We start from the raw sequence: 24,973 nt of genomic DNA on the forward strand, positions 1-24,973 counted from the left end.
TGTTTCTTAAAAAGATCTGGATGAATTCACTTCTAACAAATGGATATCAAAAATAAGAACAGAACCAGCTGGTATCGATCCATAATCGGTGGTACCATAAGCCAAATGAGAGGGGATAAGTAAAATTCCTTCTCCTCCTTCTTTAAAATGTTGAATTCCTTCTGACCATCCTTTAATTACATCGCCCAAATTAATTTCTAATTTTTCACTTTGGTCAAAAATGCTTCCATTGCTTAGGTATCCTATATAAGCTATCGTAATATTTGAATCCTGATCTGGATAAATACCTTCTCCTTTCTGATGAATAAGATAATACAAACCCGATTCACTTTTTTGAGCTTTTAATTTATGCTTAGCAAGATAGGACCTAATTTCTTCTTCGTTTTTTAATCTGTAATTCGGTTTTTTCATTAAAATTCGAGTCTATTATTAATATATTTATTGCAAATATTATAATTATTTACGTTACCTATAAATAGTTGGCTGAAAATAAGAGATGAACCAGTAATCTATTTGAAAAAAGAAATTATTAAAACAAACTAGAAGTAGTTTATGTCAGACTGAAAAAAAATGAAAAAGTCAGTGCTGGAATGCTTGTTTTATAGTAAAAAATGCTTTGTTTTGTAGACTTAGATTTAAAAATATGAGTATGATGAATAAGTATGTGCGTTTACTAATTGCTGGAATTTTATTGCCAGTGTCTATTGTTCTTTTTGTTAAGGGATTAGTGTCTGTAGGAGTAGTATTGGTATTAATTTCACTCCTGTTTGTTTTGTTGCATTTTAAAAATGAGAAGAACCTTTTGGCTTTTTATTTTGTAAGAAAAAACAAGTTCGAAAAGGCAGGTAAAGTGTTGAACAGGGTAAAGAATCCAGAGAGAATGATAAAAAGCCAGGAAGCATATTTTTATTATTTGTCAGGATTAATGGAGTCGCAGCAGCATAACAATTCTAAAGCTGAAAAACTATTTAAAAAAGCCTTAAAAACAGGGCTTAGAACTGATACAGATCAGGCCGTTTCTAAGTTGAATTTATCAGGGATATATTTATCGCAACGTAATAAGAAACTATCTAAATACTATTTGCAAGAGGCTAAAAAGCAAGACAAACGAAAAATGTTGACCGCTCAGGTGCGAGAAATCGAAAACATGATGAAGCGAGTATAGCTTTTAGCTAACGAATAAAATATAAAGTTGTACTAAAAGACTGTTCTGAAAAGGGCAGTCTTTTTTTTTGACTTCTATTTTAAATAAATCAAATTATAGTAACTATAAAAACACATTTCTTTCTTGATTATGTTATTCTTATTGATAACTTTGAAAAGTTTAACTGCTAAATCATTACAAAATTAAGTAAATACTAACTTAACAGAAAATAGAATTTTGCGACTAAAATTGTTAAGCTGGATCTTATGATTATTGCACTTATAAATATGATTTTATAACAATTCTTAAATAGTATACCCAATGGAATTAATTATCGAGAACCTTACAAAGACCTATAGCAATGGAGTTAAGGCTTTGAATGAAATCAGCATAAAAATAGGAACAGGTATGTTTGGTCTTTTAGGTCCGAACGGAGCTGGAAAGTCAACACTTATGCGTACCATTGCGACCCTTCAGGAAGGCGATTCAGGAAAAATAGTTTTCGATGGGGTTAACATTATGGAAGATAAAATGGCGCTTCGCAATGGCCTGGGGTATTTGCCTCAAACTTTTGGTGTGTATCCAAAAATGTCGGCTGAAGATTTATTACTGCATTTTGCTGAACTTAAGGGAATTTCGAACAAGCAGGAGCGTAAAGAGATTGTTAAAGCGGTGTTGGCACAAACAAACCTTACCGATGAACGCAAGAAAAATGTTGCGGGGTATTCGGGTGGAATGAAACAACGTTTTGGGATTGCTCAGCTTCTACTTAATAATCCTAAATTGATTATTGTTGATGAACCAACTGCAGGATTAGATCCGGCCGAACGTAGCCGTTTTCTTAATGTCTTGCGGGAGATTGGAACCAACCACATTGTTATTTTTTCTACCCACATTGTTGAGGATGTAAAAGAACTTTGTACCGATATGGCCATTATGAACGGAGGTTCAATTCTTACTCACCAAACCCCCAGAAAGTCGGTAGATCAGCTGAAAGGTAAAATGTGGACGAAGAGGATTGAACGAAGCGAGCTAAATGAGCACAAAGAAAAATATGAAATTCTCTCGAGTAAGTTCAACGACGATAATAGTATGAATATTAATGTTTACTCCGAAAATCAGCCCGATGAGTTGTTTAGCTCAAAAGAAGCCGATTTAGAAGATGTTTACTTTGTTACACTCAAAAATGCGAAGTTATCATGAGTAAATTTTATACACTTTTTAAATTCGAAATAAAATACTGGTTTAAAAATCCAGCTACCTATATTTATTCTGCAGTTCTTTTAATTATTGCCACTTTAATTATGGCTGGTAGTCTTGGGGTATTCGATAGCAATACAGCTACCATGGCATCGGTACGTCTGGCGAATTCGCCCATTGCTTTACTCAATAGTTTTGGAATTTTAACCTTGGGGTATTTTTTGCTTCCATCCATTGTTGGCGGATCTATAAATCGTGATTTTAGCTCCGAAATGCATTCCATTTTGTATTCGTATCCCTTTCGTAAATCTGAATACATTTTGGCAAAATTCGTAAGTTCTATTGTTATTACAATGGCAATATTTATGGTGTTTGGTTTAGGGTTTATCATAGCTCCTTTTTTGCCAGGTGTTAATCCTGAATTGCTAGGACCATTTCGTCCTTTAGCCTTTTTACAGATTTATGGCTTCGTTGTTTTACCTAACATTCTTCTTTTTGGTGCTATTGTGTTTGGCGTTATTACATTTACAAGAAATTTAGGTGCTGGTTTTATTACCATGATTATCTTGTTTATTGTACAAGGCATGTCACAAAGATTAATGAGTGATTTAGATAGTAAAACGCTAGCTGCACTTCTCGATCCTTTTGGAGCCTCGGCAATGAAAAATGCAACCGAATATTGGAATGTAGCCGAGCGTAATGCGAATTTATTACCCATGGGAGGATTGGTTTTAATAAACCGATTAATCTGGCTTTCTGTATCGGCTCTCTTATTTGCAGCTACTTATTACAAGTTTCAGTTCTCGCAACATGCTTTATCCTTTCGTTGGTTCTCAAAAAAAGGAGCCGTTGTTACTAAAGATAATTTCAATAATCTTAGGGATATAAATCTGCCTAAAGTAACTATCGACAATAGTTATAGCTCGAATTTGAAATTGATGTGGAGCATGTCGATTATGAACTTTAAGTACATTATAAAGTCAGTGCCTTTTATGGTAGTAGTCGCATTTGGTATTTTGTTTATGGTGTTTGCAAAAACAACCGTAATGAATATTATGGGAACAGCTACTTATCCTACTACGTGGAAAATGTTGATGGTTCCCGGTTCTATGTTTCAATTGTTCCTTTTACTAATTACCTTTTTGTATTCGGGAATGCTTGTGCAACGCGAGCGACGTGCAAAAATGTTCGAATTGGTCGATGTAACTTGTACTCCTAATTGGGTGCAATACTTTTCTAAACTGATTGCTTTAGTTAAGGTGCAAATTCTCTTGTTAGGGGTTGTCATGTTCACTTGTATATGCCTTCAAATTATCGATGGTTACTATGTAATAGAACCTTTGCATTATATCTTGCAGTTGTTTGTGTTCTTGCTGCCTGTGTATATAGTATGGGCTGCTTTGTCTATGTTTGTACAGTCGTTAGTATCCAATTTTTATGTCGGATTTTTCATTTTATTTATATTTTTTATTGCGAGTCCTTTTATTAGTAAGATTGGAATCGAACAACAACTATTTAACTTTAATTCAGGACCAGGCACATTTTATTCCGACATGAACGGATACGGTAGGGCTATTCCTGCTTATCTTTTTTATCGCTTGTATTGGTTATTTTTTGCCTCTGTTTTATTAACCCTTGGCTTGGCAGTATGGCGCCGTGGTGTTCGCGAAACCATTAAAATACGCTTCCACAGAGCCAAAGAAAATCTTACTCGCACACTATACACTTCGCTTACTAGTAGTATTTTATGCTTTGTGCTTATTGGTGGCTATATTTATTGGTTCGATAACGTGAAGCATGAGCATAAAACATCGAAACAATCGGAGCTTGATAAAGTAGAATGGGAGAAAAAATATTCCAAATATTACAATATTGCTCAACCTCGTATTACCGATGTTAAGGTAGATGTCGATTTGTATCCAAAAACGCACGATTTAAATGTTGATGGAAGATACATTGTAAAGAATAAAACAAATGAGGCAATAGATTCCATTCATGTAAACTATTCTTACAAGAAAACGACTGTTGACTTTTCGAGAACAGCCGACTTGGTGAGTGAGGATACCGTATTTCAGTATAATATTTACCAGTTAGAAAAACCATTACTGCCTGGAGATTCAATGGAGATGCATTTTTCATTTCGCAATGAAAAAAATCATTTTTTAAGATACAATTCGCCTGTTTTAGCCAATGGAACGTTTTTTAATAATGGTAGTTTTCCTTCTTTTGGGTATTCTCATTCTGGGGAATTATCAGACAATACGGTGCGTAAAAAATACAATTTGCCCAAACGTGATCGTATGGCTCCGCCAACAGATACATTGGCACTGGGGAATACATATATTTCGGAATGTGCCGATTGGGTTAATTTTGAAACTACGGTGAGTACATCTGCTGATCAAATAGCTATTGCGCCAGGTTATTTACAGAAAAAATGGATTGAAGGCGATAGAGCTTATTTCCATTATAAAATGGATAAACCCATTCTTAATTTTTACGCCTGGGTATCTGGAAAATATGAAGTATTTCGCGATAAATACAAGGGCGTAAATATCGAGATTTATTACAATAAAGGGCATGAGTATAACCTTGCCGATATGGATGATGCCTTAAAAGCTTCACTTAAATATTATGGCGAAAATTATAGCCCTTATCCTCACAAACAGATACGTATTATTGAATTTCCTCGTACCATAGGAACTTTTGCACAGTCTTTTCCGAATACCATTCCTTTCTCAGAAGCCATTGGATTCATTGCTAAGGAGGACAAATCGGCTGAAGGTGCAGCAAGTTATGCCTATCAAGTAACTGCTCACGAAATGGCACATCAGTGGTGGGCTCATCAGGTTATTGGAGCAAATGTTCAAGGTGCTACTTTAATGTCGGAGAGTTTGGCTGAATATTCATCTATAAAAGTGATGGAAACGAAATATTCAAAGGCTAAAATTCGGAAGTACATGAAAGAAGAGCTTAACAGTTATCTTAGAGGAAGAGGTGGTGAAAGTGTGAAAGAACAACCGCTAATGTATAACGAGAATCAACAATACATACATTACAACAAAGGAGCTGTGGCTATGTATGCCATATCCGATTATATGGGACTCGATAATTTGAATAAAGCACTTAGCGAATACATCTCTAAGGTAGCTTACCAGGAGCCTCCCTATACCACTTCGCTCGAATTTGTCGATTTAATGCATCGTTATATGCCCGATTCTCTCGATTATGTGATTACGGATATGTTAGAGACCATTACATTATTCGATAATAAAGTAGACAGTGCCTATGTTAGCAAAACTGAGGATGGCAAATACAAAGTCGATTTTATTGTTGAAGCAGAGAAATACAGAGTTATTCATACCGCAAAAGACAGTACAACTAATTTAGAGACTGATGATGGAGCGCTTAGCATCTCTTTTAACACCAACAGTAAAAAAGAGGATAAAGAGTATGTGGATATGAACGACTGGATTGACCTCGCTATTTTTGTTGAAGACGAAAACAAAGTAGAGCAGGAAATCTTGTTTAAAAAAATTCACATTACCGCTAAAGAGAATAAGTTTTCTTTTGTTGTAGATAAAAAACCCAGTAGCGTAGGAATTGATCCATATCATAAATTAATTGATAGAAAAACTTCCGATAATACTGAAAAAGTGAAGGAAAAAGTAGCTGTAGCTGATACTAAGAAAACAGTATAAGTACAATTCAAATAGTTAGGAAAGGATGTCCGAATTAAATGTAAGGACATCCTTTTTTTTATGGATTAAAAAATAAATAGTGCGCTCAGATTTCTTAGAGTAACAGTTGTAATTTTGCGCAGAGTTTACGAACTGTTAAATGTGAAAATTTTCTCCTCTAGTTCATATTATCAGGTTAAAGTAATCTGTCCACTGCCACCACACGAGTCCTCTCGTGTGGTTTTGCTTTAGAAAAAAAGCCACACGAAGGGATGCGTGCCGCAGCGGGGAGAAGTCTACTTTACTAGATAGCGATTATAGTTTTCATAAAAACAATAGTTTCGCTCCATTTATAGCTCGCAAAATAATTATTATATTTACAACAAAAATAAAAAAGCAACTTTGCCTAAAGGAAATATATCGATAGTATGGGTAGGGTTACTGAATAGTTAGGGATATTAAAGATAAACATACTTCTGCTCATTTTAACCATTTAAGAAATAAACTTATTTAATGATTACATTTTTATACATCTTCACTTTAGTACTTGTTTTCATCCTTATAAAACTTATCATCGGATGGTATTTTAAAGCAAAAAAAGGTCGGTTCAGTCAGAATAGTAATTATATTTTCAAATATGCAATTGCTACATTATTTACAGCATTTTGCATTATTAATCCGTCAATAACACCACAGATATTAAATTGGATAATAGAAATAGCAAATAAAACTTTCGAATTTGATTTACCTAAATTCAATACAGATATTGAAATTTATTCCATAGGAATTTATGGGATACTCTGTGTAACAGTTGTTTTTTTACTCAACATTGCTTTTAAAGCAAGAAACCAAAAAGCGATTCAAAACTATGTTACAAGACAAAATGGGAATGATGCAGAAAAAAAAGATTTAGCATTTCCAGAAGACAACTTTAAGGAATCTCCAATTTTTCACGAAAGGCTTAAAAACTATTTTGAATTAAAATACAAAAAGCAAGGATTGACATTAAATGTGTCTACAAAAGATAATTTATTGTATGGGAAATATAATGAGGGGTTTAGGAACTACTTTATTGTAGCAAAATATCTCGATAATGAAAATTTGGTTGATATTACTGCAACCCAACAACGAGAAACTTTAGAAGAACTGCAGAAATTAATAAAAAAGCTAAAACCCAAAGAGGACAAAATAGAATACTTGTATGACTACTATTATATTGCGAAGCACGCTAATTTTGAAAAATTGAGCATTAGTAATTTTTTCGCAAGAACTGAAGACACTATACTAAATGAACTCATAGATTTTAGGTTATATCTTAAATCTCTAATTACAAAATACAACAATGAAAAAATATTTTCTGCTGTAGCAAAAAATACAGACAAGAAAACTTTATCTGAAACATTCATAATGCCCAGTTACTCACTGGAAGAAGAGAAATTTCCAAATTTGAATCTTGAAGCATATATTAAAGATTGGCTGATAAACTCTCCAGATCCTAAACATTTAGTTTTGTTGGGAGATTACGGAATGGGAAAGACTTCTTTTCTTAAGTTTTTCTCAAAAGTAATGTCCGAAGAAATCCTTAATAAAGGTATCGTTTTTAGGTTTCCTGTTTTCATCTCATTAAACAACACTTCTCCTAGACATGGAGGTATCAAAAAGACACTTAGTGCTTTTGTAGCTGAGAATCTAGGTGTTGACTATGAGTTATTTGAAATATTAATTCATAAAGGGAAAATCTTATTTCTTCTAGATGCTTTTGATGAAATGGGTTTTGTGGGGACTCACGAGGATAGGTTTAAGCAGATTAATGAAATTTGGAAACTAGCTTATAAGAATAATAAAATATTATTAGCAGGTAGATCTTCGTATTTTCCCTCTGATTTTGAATTAAGGCATACGCTTAATATTATATCAAAAGAGGAAGAAGTAATTCAAACACAGCCATATTGTAGTAGTATTCGTTTATCCTTTTTAGATGATTCAAAAATAAAAGATTACATATCTAAGTATTATAAACCAGAAAGAACAGAACAGTTATTTAATTGGATAATTAGCGCTCCAAGCATTTTAGAATTATGCAAAAGGCCATCTCTCATGCATATAATTCGAGAAATGCTTCCCAATCTGCATCGGAAAGATAGCAAGGAGATTCATAATCCAGGTGGGGCTATTGAGAAGTATGTAAATTATTGGATAAACAGACAAGAGAGTAAAGAAATTCAATCAGCTATTCCAGACAGTAACAAAAAGCGAGAATTTATTAAATCTTTCTTTAGGCATATTGCAGTTCAGATTTTTATGTCTAAACAATATAAAATTAGTGCAGACTATATAAAAGATGAACTAAATAAATTTATAGAAATATATGAATTAAAAAATCTCTCAAAAAAATATCAAAAAGAAGGTTTTGAGAATGAGATTTTGACAGGGTATTTTATTGAATTAGATAATGACTACTTTCGATTTGTCCATAAATCTTTTTTCGAATATTTCGTAGCAAAGGAGATTATAAGCTTAATCAAGGATAGGAAGTTTAAATCGCAAATTCTATACGAAGATTGGTCTAACTCAATCGTCAGTTTTATATATGACGCAATTCCGAACGAACACAAGGAGAATAAAAAAATTCCTGCGTTACTATTATTAGTGCAATGTAGTATTTTGAGCCATGTAAAAAACTCAACAACTAGATTTTTTCTAAAAAGGGGTGATACATTAATTGGATTCTTTTTTTTAGCATTTATAGTTGCAACAACTATATTATACTTTTACTATATCCCTTGGTCAATGACAGCACTAATCCTATTATTATTACCATTTTTAATTCTGGTAATAATCCTATTAGGACTAATTATGGTTGGTAGTTCAAAATTAATTTCAAGTAATAGAAATGTGAAGTTTGTAATAAAAGCTTTTAAAATCGCTTTTATAAAAAAACAATTTGAATTAAAAGGAAACTTAGATATTGTACTACCTCTGCTTAAAAGGACTTCAGCTCCACATATACCTGTTGAAAATATTGAATTCTATCATGAGTCATTCAATAATTGTAAGTTTTACAGACTTAAAGATGTTACCTTTCATAGTTGTAAATTTCAAATACCTATTTTAAGTAGCTGCCATTTGTATAATGTCAACTTTAATAATTCAAAAATGGCTAGTATTGTTTTTGATAAATGTAGACTTACAGATGTTGATTTCAGTAACTTAGATTTATCAAGGAATGATCAAAAATCTCAAATAAGTAAACATTTAATATCAAAAGCTGGAGAAACCCCATTGATGTATTTTAAAAATTGCAAATTGGATATAAAAACAGTTGCTAATTTGAAGTTGTATATGAAATCTAAACAGTTAACAATCGGTAATGAAATTGATGGGAGTAAAGACTTTATTAGAAGTATTAAGTAGAAATAACATTCGCTAACAATGGCTCATAAATCATACTTTTTTGCCGCAGGCGCAACACAAAAAAGTACGCTTCATAGCCTAGCCGTTAGGTGGCATATAAAAAAACGAACATGAAAGTACTTTTGGCAGGACCAGGAACAGGTAAAACAACAAATATTCGTGGAATTATTGACCAAGAATATAGTAATGCAAAATCAGTTTTAATATTGTCATTTACAAACGCAACGGTAAATGACCTTAATGATAGCTTTGAAACTTATGATAATGTTAGATGTAGAACATTGCATAGTTATGCTATGTCTATAAATCCGATGGACAATTTCCATATTCTTCACCCAATAGAAATTAAGTCTTTGGAGAAACTATCTATTAAAATTGAAGTTGATTTTAATACAATTTGTGAGCAACTTAGATGTACTACATTTTCAAATATGATTAGTACTTGTAGTTCATTCATTAAAAATAATCCTGTTTATATTCAAGATGTTATTGGCAAAATAGATTTATTAGTTGTTGATGAATTCCAAGATTTCAATGAAAGTGAACAAGAACTTGTTTTTGAATTAGCAAAGATTGCTAGTGAAACAATAATACTTGGAGATGATGACCAGTCAATTTATGGATTCAAAGATGCTGACCCTGACGTATTAATATCTTTACATAATGATAAAAATGTTATAAATCTTGAGCACGAAAATAATTGCTATAGATGCCCTGACTGTATTGTTGATATTAGTTCAGCTCTAATAAAAGAAAATAAAAATCGAGTCGATAAACCTTGGAATAAAATAGGTAAAGATGGGAATCTATACATTGACCAAATACTTGATTGTGATGAAGTAAACATAGAAATACTTCAAAGAATAAATGCAATTAGAAAAACAAGTGAAGATTCAATTTTAATATTAAGCCCTGTTAAAAATCCTCTAATCTCAGTAATGGAATTTTTGACACAAAACGATATACCTATAGTCGATTTTATTGGGAATTCTATAAGCATTGATGAACTTCAAAGAATTTGGTTGTTAAGGTCTATTTATTCCAATCACAAGATATTAAACCTAATTTTTTATCACATAAATATTGGACTTATTGACCGAAAAGGATTTCAAACAATTATCAAGGAAGGGTTAGATTCCGACATTAATGGCGCTACTGTTATTGCAAAGTTATTAGAACTAAATAAAATAGAAGAACCATTTAAATCTTATCTATCAGTACCTCCTGCTCTTCCTGATTTTAATGAAAGTCACCCTGAGTTTTCAAATTTAGTAGAGTTAATTGATGAAGATAATTTACTAGAATCAATTAGTAAACTTACCAAAGAACTAACTCCGCAAGCTGAATTCGAGCCAGATAAAGTAAATATTATGACAATACATAAATCAAAAGGGCTTGGGGCAGACCATGTTTTTCTATTAGGTGCTGTACAGGGCATTGTTCCCAATTCAAAAAAGGGACTTGATACTATTGAAGCACAAAGAAGATTACTTTTTGTAGCAATGACAAGAGCAAAAAAGTCATTACATATTATTTCTCAGGTAAATTGGACGGGACGCTTTGTTAACACTGTAAATAAAGATGAATTTAAATACAATTGGAGAAAGAAAACCTATCAAGGGAGAATGTCAGAATTCATAAAAAAATAAAATGAACCCACTGCTACCGCACGAGTCCTCTCGTGTGGTTTTGCTTTAGAAAAAAAGCCACACGAAGAGATGCGTGCGGCAGCGGGGGCTATGCTTATTGAATAGCTAGGCTTAATTTTAAAAAACTAAAACAGAATGTTCGGAAGGAGTATTAAAATATATTTATCAGATGGTTCTCCAAGTGGATTACGTCATGTTGAAATTGCCAATTGGTCTGGTCAAGCAATTGCTTGTCCGCGAAGCAGATTCTCAGAACTTAAGAATTGGGAAGAATCACAAAGACCTGGTGTTTACTTTTTACTTGAAAAGCATTCTACTGATGAAAAAAACACTGTTTACATAGGTGAATCTGAAAACGTATTTAAAAGACTAACTGAACATGATAGAAAAAAAGATTTTTGGAATGAAGTCATAATTTTCACTAGCAAAGATGAAAATCTTACTAAATCTCATGTAAAATATTTAGAATCTAGACTTACAACACTTACACAAATTGCAGATAGGTATAATTTAGAAAATGGCAACCAACCTACTGAATCAACTTTACCTAGGGCAGACAAAGATGCTATGGAAGAGTATATTCATAATTGCCGAATTCTATTAGGAACTCTTGGTCATCGATTATTGGAACCTTTAAATTCATCAATTACAGAACCAGACAATAATTTGTTAGGTGGACATGATTTATCATTTAATGTAAATGGACTTATTGCTCATGGAAAACAAAGTGATGAAGGATTCCTACTTATAAAAGATTCGGAAATTTCTTTAGAAACAACAACTAGTATTCCTGGAAAAATCAACTTATTAAGAAATAAACTAATCGAAGAAAAAACTCTTATCAAAAGAGACAATAGATTGATTCTAATGAAAGACCTTGTTTTAAGTTCTTCTTCTTATGCCGCTGCTTTAGTTGCAGGAACAAGTAGAAGCGGTCCTCAAAGTTGGAAAGATTCTAATGGTAAAACATTAAAAGCAATTGAAGAAAATTTAATAAAAAACTAAGCCTAACAACTAAGCGTTCGTGTGGCAGGGACTGCCCAACATGATACCACTACTACCACACAAGTCCTCTCGTGTGGTTAAGCTTGTTTTTAAAAAGCGCTCATTTTAAAAAATAGTGTTAAAATTCACCTTCCGAATCTACAAAATAGTAAGCCCACCCAAAATAGGTAGTACTTGTTATATGGTTTACTAGGTAAGAGGCTAGAATTTATTATGCTGTTATAAGAAATCATCAATTTTACCACCTGCGGAGGCATAAAACCGCTTACATTGGCATAAAACCAAGTGCGAAATGCAACCGAAGCTTGCAGCATCGAATCGGAGGCATGATTTGTCGATTCTACCCTGTGATATGCCAATTCTACCTGAAAATGAGCCGATTTTGAGCTTGCAGAATGGATTCTACCAGCTACATTATCAATTCTACCGCCTACAAAATTAATTTTGAGCTCCATTTACCGATTTTACTGGGCAAGTAGCTTAGGTGAAGATGTATAGTTTACACAATTTACTTTTTATGTTCTTTAAAATTTTATTTTATCATTCTAATTAAGTAAATTAACTCTCGATTTGAATAAATCTTATTGTTAACTTTTAAAAATCGAAACAATGACATCTTTTAGATCTGAATCAAAATTTTTGGAACGTTCACGTATTGCATTGACGAATGCAGAAAAGCATCCTGAAATTAAAGCAGCATTAGCCGAATTTGGTGTTGATGATGCAAAGTTTGCCGAAGGCTGGCAAGTGTATAACAAAGCTAAGGATAGCTGGGAGTTAAAAAAAGAGGAGGAGTCGGAGACCCGTGTGGTATCCAATTCTTATCATACAACTTTTAGCGCCTTAGAAATGAAGTTCAAAAAACACAGAGATTTAGCACTTATTCTGTGTAAGAAAGATCCTGATATCTTAATACAGCTGGGTGTGAAAGGGCGGTTCCCTACGAAATACACCGATTTTTTCGATAGGTGCAAGTTATTTTACACGGTAATAAGTTCCAATACTGCCATTCAGGGCAAATTGGCTCTTATAAAGTTAACGCCTGAGGTGGCTGTTACTTGTTTATCAGAATTGGATACATTGCTTGCTTTGCGTGCCGATTTCGATAGAGAAATGGGAGAGTCGCAAATGGCAACGGTATCAAAAAATGAAGACCTTCTCGCATTAAGCGAGTGGATGGATGATTTTGATACTATGGCTAAAATTGCTCTTTACGATACACCTCAGCATCTCGAAGTTTTGGGTATTCTGGTTCGAAGCTAATTCGCCATTTACTACATACAATTAAAGTAACTGAGAGTGTCACTTCAAGTGATGCTCTCAGTTTTTTTTAGCCTGAAAATTGCATGTGCTTATCCGCCCTCGATTCTCTGTTTGCATTCTCATCGATAGAACCGTACAAACTGAGCTCATGAATACCCGTTGAAATGACGCATGAATAAAAGGAAGTAGGCATACACTTTTTTTTGATCCTGTGGTTACGATTTAGATTATAAATGAAAAAGACCATCCCATAAGGGACAGTCTTTTGTATGTTAAAACCAAAGCTTACTAATTTCTATTCCAACTCTTCCAAAGCCTCTTTAGCAGCTTTCAAAAGTGGCTGAGCCGATAAATCATTACCCGTAGCTTCAAGCATCCATTGGTTAGGGGTTAAACGTCCTTGCTTAAAAATACGATTAACTTCGGCAGGAAAACTTCGGCCTTTTAATTGTTGCTCCAGTTGAAATTCAATTACATTACCAAAAGCATAGTTCGATAAGTATAAGGGGCTATTTAGCATGTGCGAGTAAACAGCTAAAATAGTCTGATCTTTTACACCATAAACAGGAGCATAGAACTCATTCCAAACTTTTTTGGCAATGTCCATAGCAGCATCGCGAAGTTCAGCAGCTGTAGCTTCAGGATTTGCATACAACCATCTCCACATGCGAATATCCATTAAGGATACCCCCATAATTTCATAAGCACTCCAAAAAAGATCCAATTTCTTTAAAGCATCTTTCTGTGGCGAATCATCTTTAATATCTAGCAATAGCATGTCTCTTTTCTGAAAGATAAAAGCCAAAGCTTCGGTAAAAGCCGTGTTTGGAACGCCATTCATTACAAAATTATCAACATCATACAAAGAAATGGTTTGTTCTACATTATGGCCAAATTCGTGAATTGCAATATTGTATCCTTTGTAATCCATTCCTTTATCGCTAATTCTGGTGCGAAGGTGAGCTTTTTGTCCTTTGGCAGCACCCCCCCAGGCATGTCCCGAACCGCGTGCCGGATCAACAGAAATATGATCGGCTAAAAATTGAGCTCTCTCTTTAGTAAAACCCAGTTTCTTTAATAAGTTAGGCAAATCAGCCTCTAAAGCTGCTGCATTTGGATATAATTTTCTGGTTTTGGCGTCTAGTTTCGACTCATCCATTCCGCTGCGGGCTTTAAAACCATCGTACCAAATATCAAAGGGTTCTAAATCGCGACCTAATCGTTTGCGAATTAATTGACCAACTTTTTGTGTTGTTTCCGAGCGTAAAAAATCAGTGAATATTTTCTCTGTTGCTTCCGCCGATATTTCTTTTGCCCCGTCGTATTGTCTTTTAATAAATGTATTCTGATCGGGATAGTAAGGGTCAATTGCTTTATTGGCATGAAAATTAGTTAAAATTTGCTGATACCTCTCGTTTGGCTCAGGAGTAGCATCAATTACTTTTCCATTTTGGTAAACCAGATTGGTGTAGGGGTCCCATTCAAAATCGCCACTATTAATAACTTTTTCAGGAATCTCCTGTGAGATAATGCGCTGCATAACCTGATAAATCATCTTTTGTTTTTCCAAACCATCATTCTTGTTGGCATAGTTGGCTTTTATTTCATCGCGCAAATTCCAGTGCGATAAAAGAACTTTGTCTTCAGGAAAAAAACGTTTTCCATTGGCATCGGTCAAATGTCCAACATAAATATTGTAATCCATAATGTAAACATCCGAACCTGCGGCAGCTCTTCCGGCGGCTTGCAATAACTCTGCAGGAACTCTGGCAGTAAAATAGTCGCCCAAACGTGCATAAGCCCATTGTTGGCGGGTCCAGTTTTTAGCATTGGCTTCTTTTTCTTCCAAACTAAACGATGGAAAGTTAAGTGCAATGGTAAATGCAATTTTATTCTGATAGAAATCATTCATCCAATGAGAATCTACACTATAAGCACCAAAAGCATTGTCGATAGGGTGCTGTTTAAACGTATTTAAATGAACAGGCTCAAGTAAATTAAGCGTTATCTTATTAAAATTTCCCGTAATAATTTCAATGTTTCTTGATATCTTCTCAAATACCAATTCCTTTTCTGCCTTAGTGGTGATGTAGTTTTTAGAGCAGAAAGTTTTGAAATCTTCTTCCGAACCATCGCTTTCGCGCCATAAAAGAGCAGCATGCTTTACTCCTTTTTCAAGTAAATTTGTGTCAAAAGAATTTTTACTTAAGTCTGTAATCGTCTGATGAATTGTGCTGGCAGATATCGTAGATACATCTGCTTTTTTTTCAGATTGAATTTGATTTCCACAGGAGGCCAGAGATAGCATTGCAGAAAACAGAATAATTATCTTTTTCATTTGATTAGTATAGGTTTATTTTTAATGATTCGACTAAAGTAGTGATTTGTTCAAATTCAAACAATAAGCAATCTCATTTTAAAACAATCTATTTTGTTTTGTTAATCGGTGGTGTAAATCATCAGTAAAGTAAACAGTACTAAGTAGTAAGTAAACAGATAGGATGCCCTATAAGTTTATTCAATTGGTATAGCTGGTACGTATAAAAAATAAAAAATGCCGGTTTTTTTTCACAGATTGAATTACAAGTGTTATTTTTGCGGAAAATTTTTATACATAAACTATGGGAAGAGCATTCGAATTTAGAAAAGCGCGTAAGTTGAAGCGTTGGGATAAGATGGCCAAAGCCTTTACCCGAATCGGGAAAGATATTGTTATTGCAGTAAAAGAGGGTGGTCCTGATCCGGCATCTAATTCTCGTTTGCGTGCAGTTATTCAAAATGCCAAAGCAGCCAACATGCCTAAAGATAATGTTGAGCGTGCAATTAAAAAGGCTTCTTCTAAAGAGCAAAAAGATTTTAAAGAGATTGTTTACGAAGGATATGCACCTCATGGTATCGCTGTTCTTATTGAAACAGCTACCGATAATCATACAAGAACTGTTGCTGATGTGCGTTCTTATTTTAACAAGTGCAAAGGGAGTTTAGGTACTGCTGGAAGCGTTGAATTTATGTTCGAGCATAAATGTCATTTTAAAATTGAAAACACAGGTCAGGATATTGAAGAACTGGAACTTGAAGTTATAGATCTTGGTGTTGATGAGGTTTTTGCTGAAGAAGATGGTGTAATGTTATACGGCGCTTTTTCTGATTTTGGAAAAATCCAATCTTACCTTGAAGAAAATGAGATGACTGTGATTTCTTCTGGTTTCGAAAGAATTCCGATGGATACAAAAGAGCTCCCTGAAGATCAGGTTGCTGATGTTGAAAAACTGCTGGAGAAATTGGAAGAGAACGACGATGTTCAGAATGTATATCACAATATGGCTTAAGAAAATGCTTTAGTAAGATTACATCTTTACTAATACAAAACCCGATTCTATGTGAATCGGGTTTTTTTGTTTTTTATAAGCCAGTAAGTGATAAAAAGATCTTCTTAACTTTTTTTATTTCAATTAAAGTCCTCTAAACATGAAGGATGCAGCTTAATCGTCTGAAACAATGATATTTTACTTTTTAAATATTGAGAGTTTTTGTTATATTTAGATATGTAGATGCAAAAAAGTTTTACTCACACCTATGATTTTTAAAGATCTAAAATTCGAAAAACGAGACCGAATAGGAATTTTGTCTTTGGCTCGTCCTAAAGCCTTAAATGCTTTAAATGTGAATGTTTTTAAAGAACTAGCCAGTTTTTTAGAGAATCAGGAATACATACAATCCATAAAAGTTCTTGTAATAACAGGAGAAGGCAAAGCCTTTATTGCTGGCGCCGATATAAAAGAAATGCAGAACTATTCACCTCAGGAGGCTTATGATTTTGCAGAAATGGGCAAAACGGTTTTCGAACAGATTGAGAACCTGAATATTCCGGTAATAGCAGCCATTAACGGTTTTGCTCTTGGGGGAGGTTTAGAACTAGCACTGGCTTGTGATATTCGGGTGGCCTGCGAAAAGGCCCGTTTGGGATTGCCCGAAGTTAATTTGGGTTTGGTTCCAGGCTTTAATGGTACACAACGATTAGCACGTCTTGCTGGTAAAGGAAATGCAATGTATTTAATGATGCTTGGCGAAGGAATTAGTGCAAGCGAAGCTTATCAACTCGGAATGATTCAAAAGTTAGCACCCCCAGGTCAGCTTTTGGATATAGCCATCGAATTGGCCAATATAATCTCATCGAAAAGTCCCAATGCCGTGCAACTAGTAAAAAAAATAGTACGTCAGGGAATGGAAATGAATGTGCAGGAAGCTAGTAAAATGGAATCAAAAGAATTTGCTCGTCTTTTTACTATCGATCAAAAAGAAAGAATAGAAGGTGTAAACGCCTTTTTGGAAAAACGCCAACCAAACTGGGAGTAATCAATTTTGTAGGGAGACTTTTTGCATGCCAATGCATTAAGCTGGTCCTGATAATGGGTGTTGTTTTTTACTCAAATGAAAAAGTACACCTACGCAAGAGTAAGAATAGTACAATTAAAATAATAAAATATGGATCTGATCCGAAAAATGAATAATGTTAGTGTTTTAGGAGCCGCAGGAAAAATGGGGAGCGGCATTTTCGTTTTGCTATCATTAGAAATGGCAAAGCTAAAAATTGGTGGAAAAGAAAAGAAAGAATTTACTCTGAATGCAATAGATGTGTCACAACTGGCACTGGTCAATTTACTTGGCTATGTAAAATCGCAATTACTAAAATATGCAGAGAAAAATATTGTTGAACTGAGAGGTTGGTATAAAGATCGTCATGATTTATGCGACAACGAAGAAATTATTACTGAATTTATTAATGAGGTAATGACAATGATTCAAACGTCTACCAGAATCGAAACAGCATATAATTCGCAATTGATTTTCGAAGCGATAAAAGAAGATAAAGACCTAAAAGTAAAGTTGTTTTCACAGATAAAACAAAACAACCCCGACGCTTGGTTTTTAACCAATACCTCTTCAATTCCAATTGGCGAAATTGAGAAGGAAGCTCAGCTTACTGGTGACATCATAGGATATCATTTTTACAATCCTCCTGTGGTACAGAAACTATTAGAGGTAATAAAACCAGAAAATATAAATCAACAATTGGTTAATCTATCTGTCGATTTGGCTGGGTCGATGAGGAAAACGGTGGTTCAATCTAATGATGTGGCAGGTTTTATCGGGAATGGTCATTTTATGCGCGATGCCCTTTATGCCTTAAAAAAAGCAGAAGACTTAGCCCAAACAGAAGGCTGGGCTAAAGCTTTTTTCTTACTAGATACTATTAGTCGCGATTTATTGGTTCGCCCAATGGGGATTTTTCAATTGCTCGATTATGTAGGCGTAGATGTAACACGCTTTATTTTAGAAAGTATGCAGGCTTCTTTTCCGGATGAAAAATTATCGCATGATGCATTAAATAAATTACTCGATAGAGGCATAAAAGGTGGTCAGTTTGCCGATGGTTCTCAAAAAGATGGAATATTTAAATATCAAAAAGGTCGAATTAAAGAAGTATACAATTTAGAGACTGGGAAATATGTAAAAATAGAAGGTATTGAGATGGATTGTGCCGCCATGATGGGGGAACTGCCAACTTTTAAGATTTACTGGAAATCGGTGGTTCGTGAAAAGAACCGAACCGAACTGCTGGAGAATTTTTTCGAAGAATTGCACAAAATAGATAGTGTGGGTGCAAATATGGCCATTGCCTATGGCGAAAATGCAAAGGCAATTGGTCAGATGCTTGTTGATACAAATGTAGCTGAATCTGCAGCCGATGTGAATACGGTAATGGAAACAGGTTTTTTCCATGCCTACGGACCTATCAATAATTATTTCTAATGTATTTTATTTACTATCTCACACCTTAATGATATGAAAACTTTACGCAAAAAAATATATATGCTAGCCGGATATAATACCATTTCGATGGGTACTGGCAGAAAAGAGTTTCATCCGAAAAAGCAACGCCCGGGATTGGAAGATTACATAAAAGAGGCCGGACAGGGAACTTTAAAAATGATTGGCGGGGCAAAAAATGTTGATGAGGGGGTTATTGGTAATTTTATGGCATCACGTTTTAACAAGCAAGCTAATCTTCCTGCTTTTTTACCAATTATTGATGCGGATTTAAAATACAAACCATCGGTGAGAGTAGAGGGTGCCTGTGCATCGGGAGGTCTGGCTCTGGTAACAGGAATAAAATCTATACTGGCAGAAACAGCCGATGTTGTTCTTGCTCTGGGATTCGAAGTACAAAATACCATGAAAGCCATGTATGGAGCTGATGTTTTGGCTGGAGCTGGATGGCAGCAAACACGTAAAGAAGGTCATGCCTATTTTTTTCCGGGTGTTTTTAGCGATAGAGCAGGTGCATACTACGAAAAATTTGGCAGAGAAACTACTCGCAAGGCGATGGCAAAATGGTACTGCAATGCGATCGAAAATGCCAGATTGTGCGAAACTGCTCAGGAATATCATAATCAGAATAAAGATCTAGAAAAGACAGCAAATGTGCCGGTTAACCCCAAACGTTTTGTCGATCATTTAAATGTATTCGACTGCTCAAAGGTTTCTGATGGTGCTTCTGCCATTGCCATTGTTTCGGAAGAAGGATTAAAGAAAATTGGTTTGGAAGCAAAAGATGCTGTTGAAATAGTAGGCTTTTCTCATGTGGTGGCAGATATCACTAAAAAACCAGAGATAATGACCTCCTTAACAAGTATGAAAGATGCTGTTAGCAAGGCGATTTGTATGGCAGGGATTAGTATAGATCAATTGGGAACGGTTGAGGTACACGATTGCTTTTCTATTGCAGGAATTCTGGGGGTTGAGGCAATTGGCTTTGCTAAAGAGGGAAAAGGACCCGATTTTGTTTTACAAGGGCATACTTCAAGAGGTGGTAAAGTTCCATTTAATACCACTGGAGGCCTAATTGGTTGGGGGCATCCCACGGGGGCAACAGGAGTGCATCAGGCTGTTACCATCTGGGAGCAGTTAACCGGAAAAGCGGGTAATGCTCAAATTGAATTGAAAAAGGAGCGGCCTTATGCATTGTCTGTTAACATGGGAGGCGATGATAAATCATTGGTGGCAATAGTTTACAAAAGAGGGGAATAGATTTAATCTGATCGGAATAAAGCTTACATAAAGTATGTAAATAGTATAGTAAGAATAAACTAATGATTTGTTCGTGAGTCTTGTAGTTTATTTTATCACACCTAAAAAGTAATGTTATGAACTTTGAATTTTCCGAAGAGCAATTAATGATTCGTGATGCTGCTCGTGATTTTGCACAGCGAGAATTATTGCCTGGCGTTATCGAACGAGATGAAAAAGCAATATATCCAGTTGAGCAAGTGAAAAAATTAGCCGAATTAGGTTTTTTAGGAATGTTGGTTGATCCTGAATACGACGGAGGTGGCATGGATACAGTTTCTTATGTGCTTGCAATGGAGGAAATTTCGAAGGTAGATTCTTCTGTTTCTGTAATTATGTCGGTAAATAATTCATTGGTGTGCTGGGGGGTGCAAAAATATGGAACCGAAGCGCAAAAACAAAAATTCTTAAAGCCAATGGCTCGTGGAGAGAAAATAGGAGCTTTCCTATTGTCTGAGCCGGAGGCTGGTTCAGATGCTACTTCTCAAAGAACTACGGCTGTTGATAGGGGTGATCATTATATCCTCAATGGTACTAAAAATTGGATTACCAGCGGAAAAACTGCTTCCACATACATTGTTATAGCTCAGACTCATCCGGAACTAAAACACAAGGGTATTAATGCATTATTGGTTGATGCAAAAACAAATGGGATTACCCTTGGAGCAAAAGAAAATAAAATGGGGATGCGGGCATCTGATACCCACTCGGTAATGTTTAATAATGTTAAGGTACCAAAAGAAAACAGATTGGGAGACGAGGGATTTGGTTTTAAACTGGCCATGAAATCCTTAGAAGGTGGACGTATTGGGATTGCTTCTCAGGCTCTCGGAATTGCCTCAGGAGCCTACGAATTAGCACTAAAGTATGCTCAGGAAAGAAAAACATTTGGGAAAGAAATTATAAAACATCAGGCAATTGCTTTTAAATTGGCTGATATGGCTACAGAAATTGAGGCGGCAAGATTTTTTTGCCTGAAAGCTGCCTGGTTAAAAGATCAGGGAAAAGCTTATGGACAAGCAAGTGCAATGGCAAAATTATATGCTGCCGAAACTGCAATGAAGGTAACTACCGAAGCGGTTCAAATACATGGTGGGTATGGCTATGTGAAAGAATATCATGTGGAACGTTTAATGCGCGATGCAAAATTAACACAGATATACGAAGGTACTTCCGAAATACAAAAAATAGTAATTTCCAGAGGCTTACTGTCGGAATAATCAAAAATTAATATGTTTTAGATGATTGATTTAAACCTTTTTAGTTGCTATAATCTGAATAAAAACAATTCAACAAATACTTAAATTAAACATTATATGAAGATACTGGTCTGTATTAGTAACGTTCCGGATACCACCACTAAGGTAAAGTTTAAGGAAGAGAATACCTTGTTTGATGATTCAGGTATCCAATGGATCATAAATCCATGGGACGAATTGGCTTTAACAAGAGCTGTGGAGTTGAAAGAGGATGATGGAAATTCTATTGATGAAGTTTGTATTATTAATGTTGGGGATGCAAAAGCCGATGCAAGCTTACGAAAGGCTCTGGCAATTGGTGCCGATAAAGCCATTCGAATTGAAGCAAATGCAGCTGATGCTTATCATGTAGCCGGGCAAATTGCAGAGTTTCTTAAAGAAAATCCTTATGATATTGTTTTTAGTGGAATAGAATCCAGCGATTACAATGGATCCTCTGTTGGTGCTATGATTGCTGAGTTTATGGATTATCCGGGAATATCATCTGTTACGCATATTGATTTTGATGATGCTGATATTGTATTGCATCGGGCAATTCCGGGGGGTAAACAAAAAATAAAGACAACAACTCCTTTTGTGGCTGTTGTGCAGAAAGGAATCGCAAATGAACCTAGAATTCCGGCAATGCGCGGAATTATGATGGCTAGAAAGAAACCTTTAGAGGTGAAACCGGCTGCCGAAGTTGAAATACTAACCAGATCCGTGAAGTTTGAGTTACCTCAGGCTAAAGGAGCTTGTAAAATGATTGAAGCAGAGCAAGCAGAGAAATTGGTTGGGCTTCTGAAAAATGAAGCTAAGGTATTGTAATTCAAAAAAACTAAAAAAATAGCCTATGTCAGTTATAGCATTTGCCAAAAATTGGAACGGAAAATTTAAAAGTTCCACGCATGAGTTGGTTTCCTATTCCAAGAAATTAGCCAGCGATTTAAGTAGCTGCCTTATTGTAGTTTCTATTGGTGAGGTAGCAGAAGAGGAACTAAAGAGTTTAGGAAAATTTGGAGCGGATAAAATTATTTCTGTAAATGATCCTAAAATGAACATACTAACAAGTCGTGTATATGCCGAGGTACTTGCAAAAATTGCTGAAAAAGAGAGTGTAAAGCTACTTGTTTTGAGCGATAACAATAGTGGAAAAGCAATTGCTCCAAGAGTTTCAGTTAAAATGAAGGCCGGACTTGTTGCTTCGGTTCAGGAATTGCCGACGTCTCTCGATCCTTTTATTGTTAAAAAAAGAGTGTTTTCGGGAAAAGCATTTAGGTATGTTCAAATCGATTCATCAGTAAAAATAATTACCATAGCTAAAAATTGTTTTGGAATTGTTGAGAATCCAGTAGAATCTGTGATTGAAGAATTTATTCCAGAAGTAGATACGGAATTATTTAAAGTTCAGGTTATTGAAGAGGAGGAGCAGAAAAATAAAGTAATTCTCTCCGATGCTGATGTGGTGATTTCAGCCGGTAGAGGAATGAGAAGTCCGGATAATTGGGGACCTGTTGAAGATTTAGCTGAAGTTTTAAATGCAGCAACAGCTTGCTCTCGTCCGGTTTCGGATGAAGGATGGCGTGGTCATGAAGAACATGTAGGACAAACAGGGAAAGTAATTGCACCGAATTTATACATCGCAGCTGGTATTTCAGGTGCGATACAGCATGTTGCGGGTATTAGCCGAAGTAAATGCATAGTGGCAATTAATACCGATCCCGAAGCGCCTATTTTTGGAATTGCCGATTATGGAATTGTTGGCGATGCAATGGAAATTTTACCAAGATTAACAGAAGCATTCAGAAATTCAAAATCATAATATAAGTAGTAGATAAAAAGTATCAAGACATAAGAATTCTTGTTACTTATAGCTTCTTAAGTTTTGCTCAGGATTAAAACTAACATCATAAATTGTAAGTGAATTCTTAATATCCAGAATATGACCAAACAGATTCTTTTTATCATCGCATTGTTGATTACACTTGGCGTGTTTGCCTATTCGGTAAGACGATTGAGGTCATTTTTCAAGCTAACTAAGCCTTCTTATCCAATTCGAAACATTGGTGCTCGAATTTCTCATACTTTAAATGTGGCTTTCGGGCAAGCGAAAATATTTCGTAAGCCGGTAATTGGTTTAATGCACGCTCTAGTGTTTTGGGGCTTTCTTGTGATTACATTAGGAAGCATAGAAATGCTTGTGGATGGTGTATCAGGAGTTGATAGAGCTTTTGCCTTTACAGAATGGTTTTATGATGTCGTTATGGCCTCTGGAGATGTGTTTGCTTTGTTAATTCTTGTTTTTATTATAGTATTTAGCATTCGCCGAATGTTTATGAAGATAAAGCGTTTCTCTGGGGTGGAAATGACAGCGAAAGCAAATTGGGATGCTCAACTATCCTTATTTTTTATTGGTTTTTTAATGGTGTCACTGATTTGTTTCAATATGGGATATATTAGTAATCATCCCAATGGATATGAAGGTGTTTATCCCGTTTCTGCAGCTTTTGTTAATTTGTTTGGCTGGGATTTTGGTTGGTTACAGGAACCAGGCTGGTGGATTCATATTCTTTTGATATTCACATTTGCGAACTATCTGCCTTATTCAAAGCATTTTCATGTGTTTTTGTCCATTCCGAATGTATTCTTGGCTAATCTAGAGCCAATTACAAAGTATCCAAACTTGGAAAGTATTACTCGTGAGGTAAAGTTGATGTTGGATCCTGAAGCTGCTTACGATGAGGATACTGAAGTTGCTCGATTTGGTGTGAAAGATATTGAAGACATTAGCTGGAAAAACTATATGGATTCTTTGTCTTGTACGCAATGTGGCCGTTGTACGGATGTTTGTCCTGCAAACATCACAGGCAAGCTTTTATCTCCTAGAAAGATTTTTGTTGATGTTCGAAAGCGTATGGATGAAAAAGGACCCTTGGCGGCATTGGGAAAAGAGGATAGCAAATCGCTCTTGCGAGATTACATTACAGAAGAAGAAATTTGGGCTTGTACGACTTGTAATGCTTGTGTTCAGGAATGTCCAATTGATATTAGTCATCCAAACTTAATAATGGATATGAGAAGGTATTTGGTGATGGAGGAAGCTTCGGCACCAGCAGAGTTAAATACCATGTTTACCAATATTGAAAACAACGGAGCACCATGGCAATTCTCATCAGAGGATAGAATGAAATGGGCAGAATAGTTAGCTTACCTTATTGTGCTAGTGCTGATAGTCGTGCTTTAGGAAAAGTA

At 35.1% G+C, this 24,973-nt stretch carries 18 protein-coding genes; 15 read left to right on the forward strand and 3 right to left on the reverse strand.

Annotated features, from left to right (window positions below; genetic code table 11):
- Positions 1-6 precede the first annotated feature (6 nt).
- Positions 7-411, reverse strand: a complete 405-nt coding sequence (locus ACT3CE_RS09705; protein ID WP_444709571.1) for an FKBP-type peptidyl-prolyl cis-trans isomerase — start codon at positions 409-411, stop codon at positions 7-9.
- Positions 412-649: 238 nt separating this feature from the next.
- On the opposite strand from ACT3CE_RS09705, the gene ACT3CE_RS09710 reads away from it, so the two are divergent.
- The 6 genes from ACT3CE_RS09710 to ACT3CE_RS09735 all read left to right on the forward strand — a co-directional run bounded on the left by ACT3CE_RS09710 (position 650) and on the right by ACT3CE_RS09735 (position 12,089).
- Entirely contained in the window at positions 650-1,165 is a 516-nt protein-coding gene (locus tag ACT3CE_RS09710) for a tetratricopeptide repeat protein (RefSeq protein WP_444709572.1), read from the forward strand.
- A 300-nt stretch (positions 1,166-1,465) separates the two neighbouring features.
- Positions 1,466-2,347: an ABC transporter ATP-binding protein gene (locus tag ACT3CE_RS09715; protein ID WP_444709573.1), complete on the forward strand. Its 882-nt coding sequence runs from the start codon at positions 1,466-1,468 to the stop codon at positions 2,345-2,347.
- Entirely contained in the window at positions 2,344-6,042 is a 3,699-nt protein-coding gene (locus ACT3CE_RS09720; protein WP_444709574.1) for an ABC transporter permease/M1 family aminopeptidase, read from the forward strand. Before ACT3CE_RS09715 ends, ACT3CE_RS09720 begins: the two co-directional genes overlap by 4 nt.
- Positions 6,043-6,534: 492 nt before the next feature.
- Complete coding sequence (locus ACT3CE_RS09725) at positions 6,535-9,435, forward strand: NACHT domain-containing protein (RefSeq protein WP_444709575.1); 2,901 nt, start codon at positions 6,535-6,537, stop codon at positions 9,433-9,435.
- Positions 9,436-9,545: 110 nt separating this feature from the next.
- Positions 9,546-11,084: a UvrD-helicase domain-containing protein gene (locus ACT3CE_RS09730; RefSeq protein WP_444709576.1), complete on the forward strand. Its 1,539-nt coding sequence runs from the start codon at positions 9,546-9,548 to the stop codon at positions 11,082-11,084.
- Positions 11,085-11,219: 135 nt separating this feature from the next.
- Positions 11,220-12,089 (forward strand): GIY-YIG nuclease family protein, encoded by an 870-nt coding sequence (locus ACT3CE_RS09735; protein WP_444709577.1) that lies wholly within the window; start codon positions 11,220-11,222, stop codon positions 12,087-12,089.
- Positions 12,090-12,214: 125 nt separating this feature from the next.
- On the opposite strand, the gene ACT3CE_RS09740 is transcribed toward ACT3CE_RS09735, so the two are convergent.
- The gene (locus ACT3CE_RS09740; RefSeq protein WP_444709578.1) at positions 12,215-12,544 is read right to left on the reverse strand and encodes a hypothetical protein; all 330 of its coding nucleotides are present in this window, start codon (positions 12,542-12,544) and stop codon (positions 12,215-12,217) included.
- 154 nt (positions 12,545-12,698) lie between these two features.
- On the opposite strand from ACT3CE_RS09740, the gene ACT3CE_RS09745 reads away from it, so the two are divergent.
- On the forward strand, positions 12,699-13,352 hold the full coding sequence (locus ACT3CE_RS09745; protein WP_444709579.1) for a hypothetical protein: 654 nt from the start codon (positions 12,699-12,701) through the stop codon (positions 13,350-13,352).
- Between the two features lie 295 nt (positions 13,353-13,647).
- Here ACT3CE_RS09745 and ACT3CE_RS09750 read toward each other — a convergent pair whose 3' ends face one another.
- Positions 13,648-15,690: a hypothetical protein gene (locus tag ACT3CE_RS09750; protein ID WP_444709580.1), complete on the reverse strand. Its 2,043-nt coding sequence runs from the start codon at positions 15,688-15,690 to the stop codon at positions 13,648-13,650.
- A gap of 283 nt (positions 15,691-15,973) precedes the next feature.
- On the opposite strand from ACT3CE_RS09750, the gene ACT3CE_RS09755 reads away from it, so the two are divergent.
- The 8 genes from ACT3CE_RS09755 (at position 15,974) to ACT3CE_RS09790 (ending at position 24,923) form a co-directional block, all read left to right on the forward strand.
- The gene (locus ACT3CE_RS09755) at positions 15,974-16,681 is read left to right on the forward strand and encodes a YebC/PmpR family DNA-binding transcriptional regulator (protein WP_444709581.1); all 708 of its coding nucleotides are present in this window, start codon (positions 15,974-15,976) and stop codon (positions 16,679-16,681) included.
- A gap of 247 nt (positions 16,682-16,928) precedes the next feature.
- Complete coding sequence (locus tag ACT3CE_RS09760; protein WP_444709582.1) at positions 16,929-17,708, forward strand: enoyl-CoA hydratase/isomerase family protein; 780 nt, start codon at positions 16,929-16,931, stop codon at positions 17,706-17,708.
- A gap of 129 nt (positions 17,709-17,837) precedes the next feature.
- Positions 17,838-19,166, forward strand: coding sequence for a 3-hydroxyacyl-CoA dehydrogenase family protein (locus ACT3CE_RS09765; RefSeq protein ID WP_444709583.1), 1,329 nt, complete (start codon positions 17,838-17,840; stop codon positions 19,164-19,166).
- Between the two features lie 33 nt (positions 19,167-19,199).
- Positions 19,200-20,444, forward strand: a complete 1,245-nt coding sequence (locus ACT3CE_RS09770) for a thiolase C-terminal domain-containing protein (RefSeq protein WP_444709584.1) — start codon at positions 19,200-19,202, stop codon at positions 20,442-20,444.
- A gap of 116 nt (positions 20,445-20,560) precedes the next feature.
- Positions 20,561-21,703: an acyl-CoA dehydrogenase gene (locus ACT3CE_RS09775; protein ID WP_444709585.1), complete on the forward strand. Its 1,143-nt coding sequence runs from the start codon at positions 20,561-20,563 to the stop codon at positions 21,701-21,703.
- 96 nt (positions 21,704-21,799) lie between these two features.
- Positions 21,800-22,549: an electron transfer flavoprotein subunit beta/FixA family protein gene (locus tag ACT3CE_RS09780; protein ID WP_444709586.1), complete on the forward strand. Its 750-nt coding sequence runs from the start codon at positions 21,800-21,802 to the stop codon at positions 22,547-22,549.
- Positions 22,550-22,574: 25 nt separating this feature from the next.
- Entirely contained in the window at positions 22,575-23,543 is a 969-nt protein-coding gene (locus ACT3CE_RS09785) for an electron transfer flavoprotein subunit alpha/FixB family protein (protein ID WP_444709587.1), read from the forward strand.
- A gap of 120 nt (positions 23,544-23,663) precedes the next feature.
- Entirely contained in the window at positions 23,664-24,923 is a 1,260-nt protein-coding gene (locus tag ACT3CE_RS09790; protein WP_444709588.1) for a 4Fe-4S dicluster domain-containing protein, read from the forward strand.
- Positions 24,924-24,973: the final 50 nt, after the last annotated feature.

This window comes from Marinifilum sp. RC60d5 (assembly GCF_052400665.1).
Taxonomy (GTDB): Bacteria; Bacteroidota; Bacteroidia; order Bacteroidales; family Marinifilaceae; genus JBQTGK01.

Excerpts from the sequence above, each read along its gene's own strand:
- ACT3CE_RS09705 (WP_444709571.1), bottom strand. The coding sequence starts at position 411 with ATGAAAAAACCGAATTACAGATTAAAAAACGAAGAAGAAATTAGGTCC.
- ACT3CE_RS09710 (WP_444709572.1), top strand. The coding sequence starts at position 650 with ATGATGAATAAGTATGTGCGTTTACTAATTGCTGGAATTTTATTGCCA.
- ACT3CE_RS09715 (WP_444709573.1), top strand. The coding sequence starts at position 1,466 with ATGGAATTAATTATCGAGAACCTTACAAAGACCTATAGCAATGGAGTT.
- ACT3CE_RS09720 (WP_444709574.1), top strand. The coding sequence starts at position 2,344 with ATGAGTAAATTTTATACACTTTTTAAATTCGAAATAAAATACTGGTTT.
- ACT3CE_RS09725 (WP_444709575.1), top strand. The coding sequence starts at position 6,535 with ATGATTACATTTTTATACATCTTCACTTTAGTACTTGTTTTCATCCTT.
- ACT3CE_RS09730 (WP_444709576.1), top strand. The coding sequence starts at position 9,546 with ATGAAAGTACTTTTGGCAGGACCAGGAACAGGTAAAACAACAAATATT.
- ACT3CE_RS09735 (WP_444709577.1), top strand. The coding sequence starts at position 11,220 with ATGTTCGGAAGGAGTATTAAAATATATTTATCAGATGGTTCTCCAAGT.
- ACT3CE_RS09740 (WP_444709578.1), bottom strand. The coding sequence starts at position 12,544 with ATGGAGCTCAAAATTAATTTTGTAGGCGGTAGAATTGATAATGTAGCT.
- ACT3CE_RS09745 (WP_444709579.1), top strand. The coding sequence starts at position 12,699 with ATGACATCTTTTAGATCTGAATCAAAATTTTTGGAACGTTCACGTATT.
- ACT3CE_RS09750 (WP_444709580.1), bottom strand. The coding sequence starts at position 15,690 with ATGAAAAAGATAATTATTCTGTTTTCTGCAATGCTATCTCTGGCCTCC.
- ACT3CE_RS09755 (WP_444709581.1), top strand. The coding sequence starts at position 15,974 with ATGGGAAGAGCATTCGAATTTAGAAAAGCGCGTAAGTTGAAGCGTTGG.
- ACT3CE_RS09760 (WP_444709582.1), top strand. The coding sequence starts at position 16,929 with ATGATTTTTAAAGATCTAAAATTCGAAAAACGAGACCGAATAGGAATT.
- ACT3CE_RS09765 (WP_444709583.1), top strand. The coding sequence starts at position 17,838 with ATGGATCTGATCCGAAAAATGAATAATGTTAGTGTTTTAGGAGCCGCA.
- ACT3CE_RS09770 (WP_444709584.1), top strand. The coding sequence starts at position 19,200 with ATGAAAACTTTACGCAAAAAAATATATATGCTAGCCGGATATAATACC.
- ACT3CE_RS09775 (WP_444709585.1), top strand. The coding sequence starts at position 20,561 with ATGAACTTTGAATTTTCCGAAGAGCAATTAATGATTCGTGATGCTGCT.
- ACT3CE_RS09780 (WP_444709586.1), top strand. The coding sequence starts at position 21,800 with ATGAAGATACTGGTCTGTATTAGTAACGTTCCGGATACCACCACTAAG.
- ACT3CE_RS09785 (WP_444709587.1), top strand. The coding sequence starts at position 22,575 with ATGTCAGTTATAGCATTTGCCAAAAATTGGAACGGAAAATTTAAAAGT.
- ACT3CE_RS09790 (WP_444709588.1), top strand. The coding sequence starts at position 23,664 with ATGACCAAACAGATTCTTTTTATCATCGCATTGTTGATTACACTTGGC.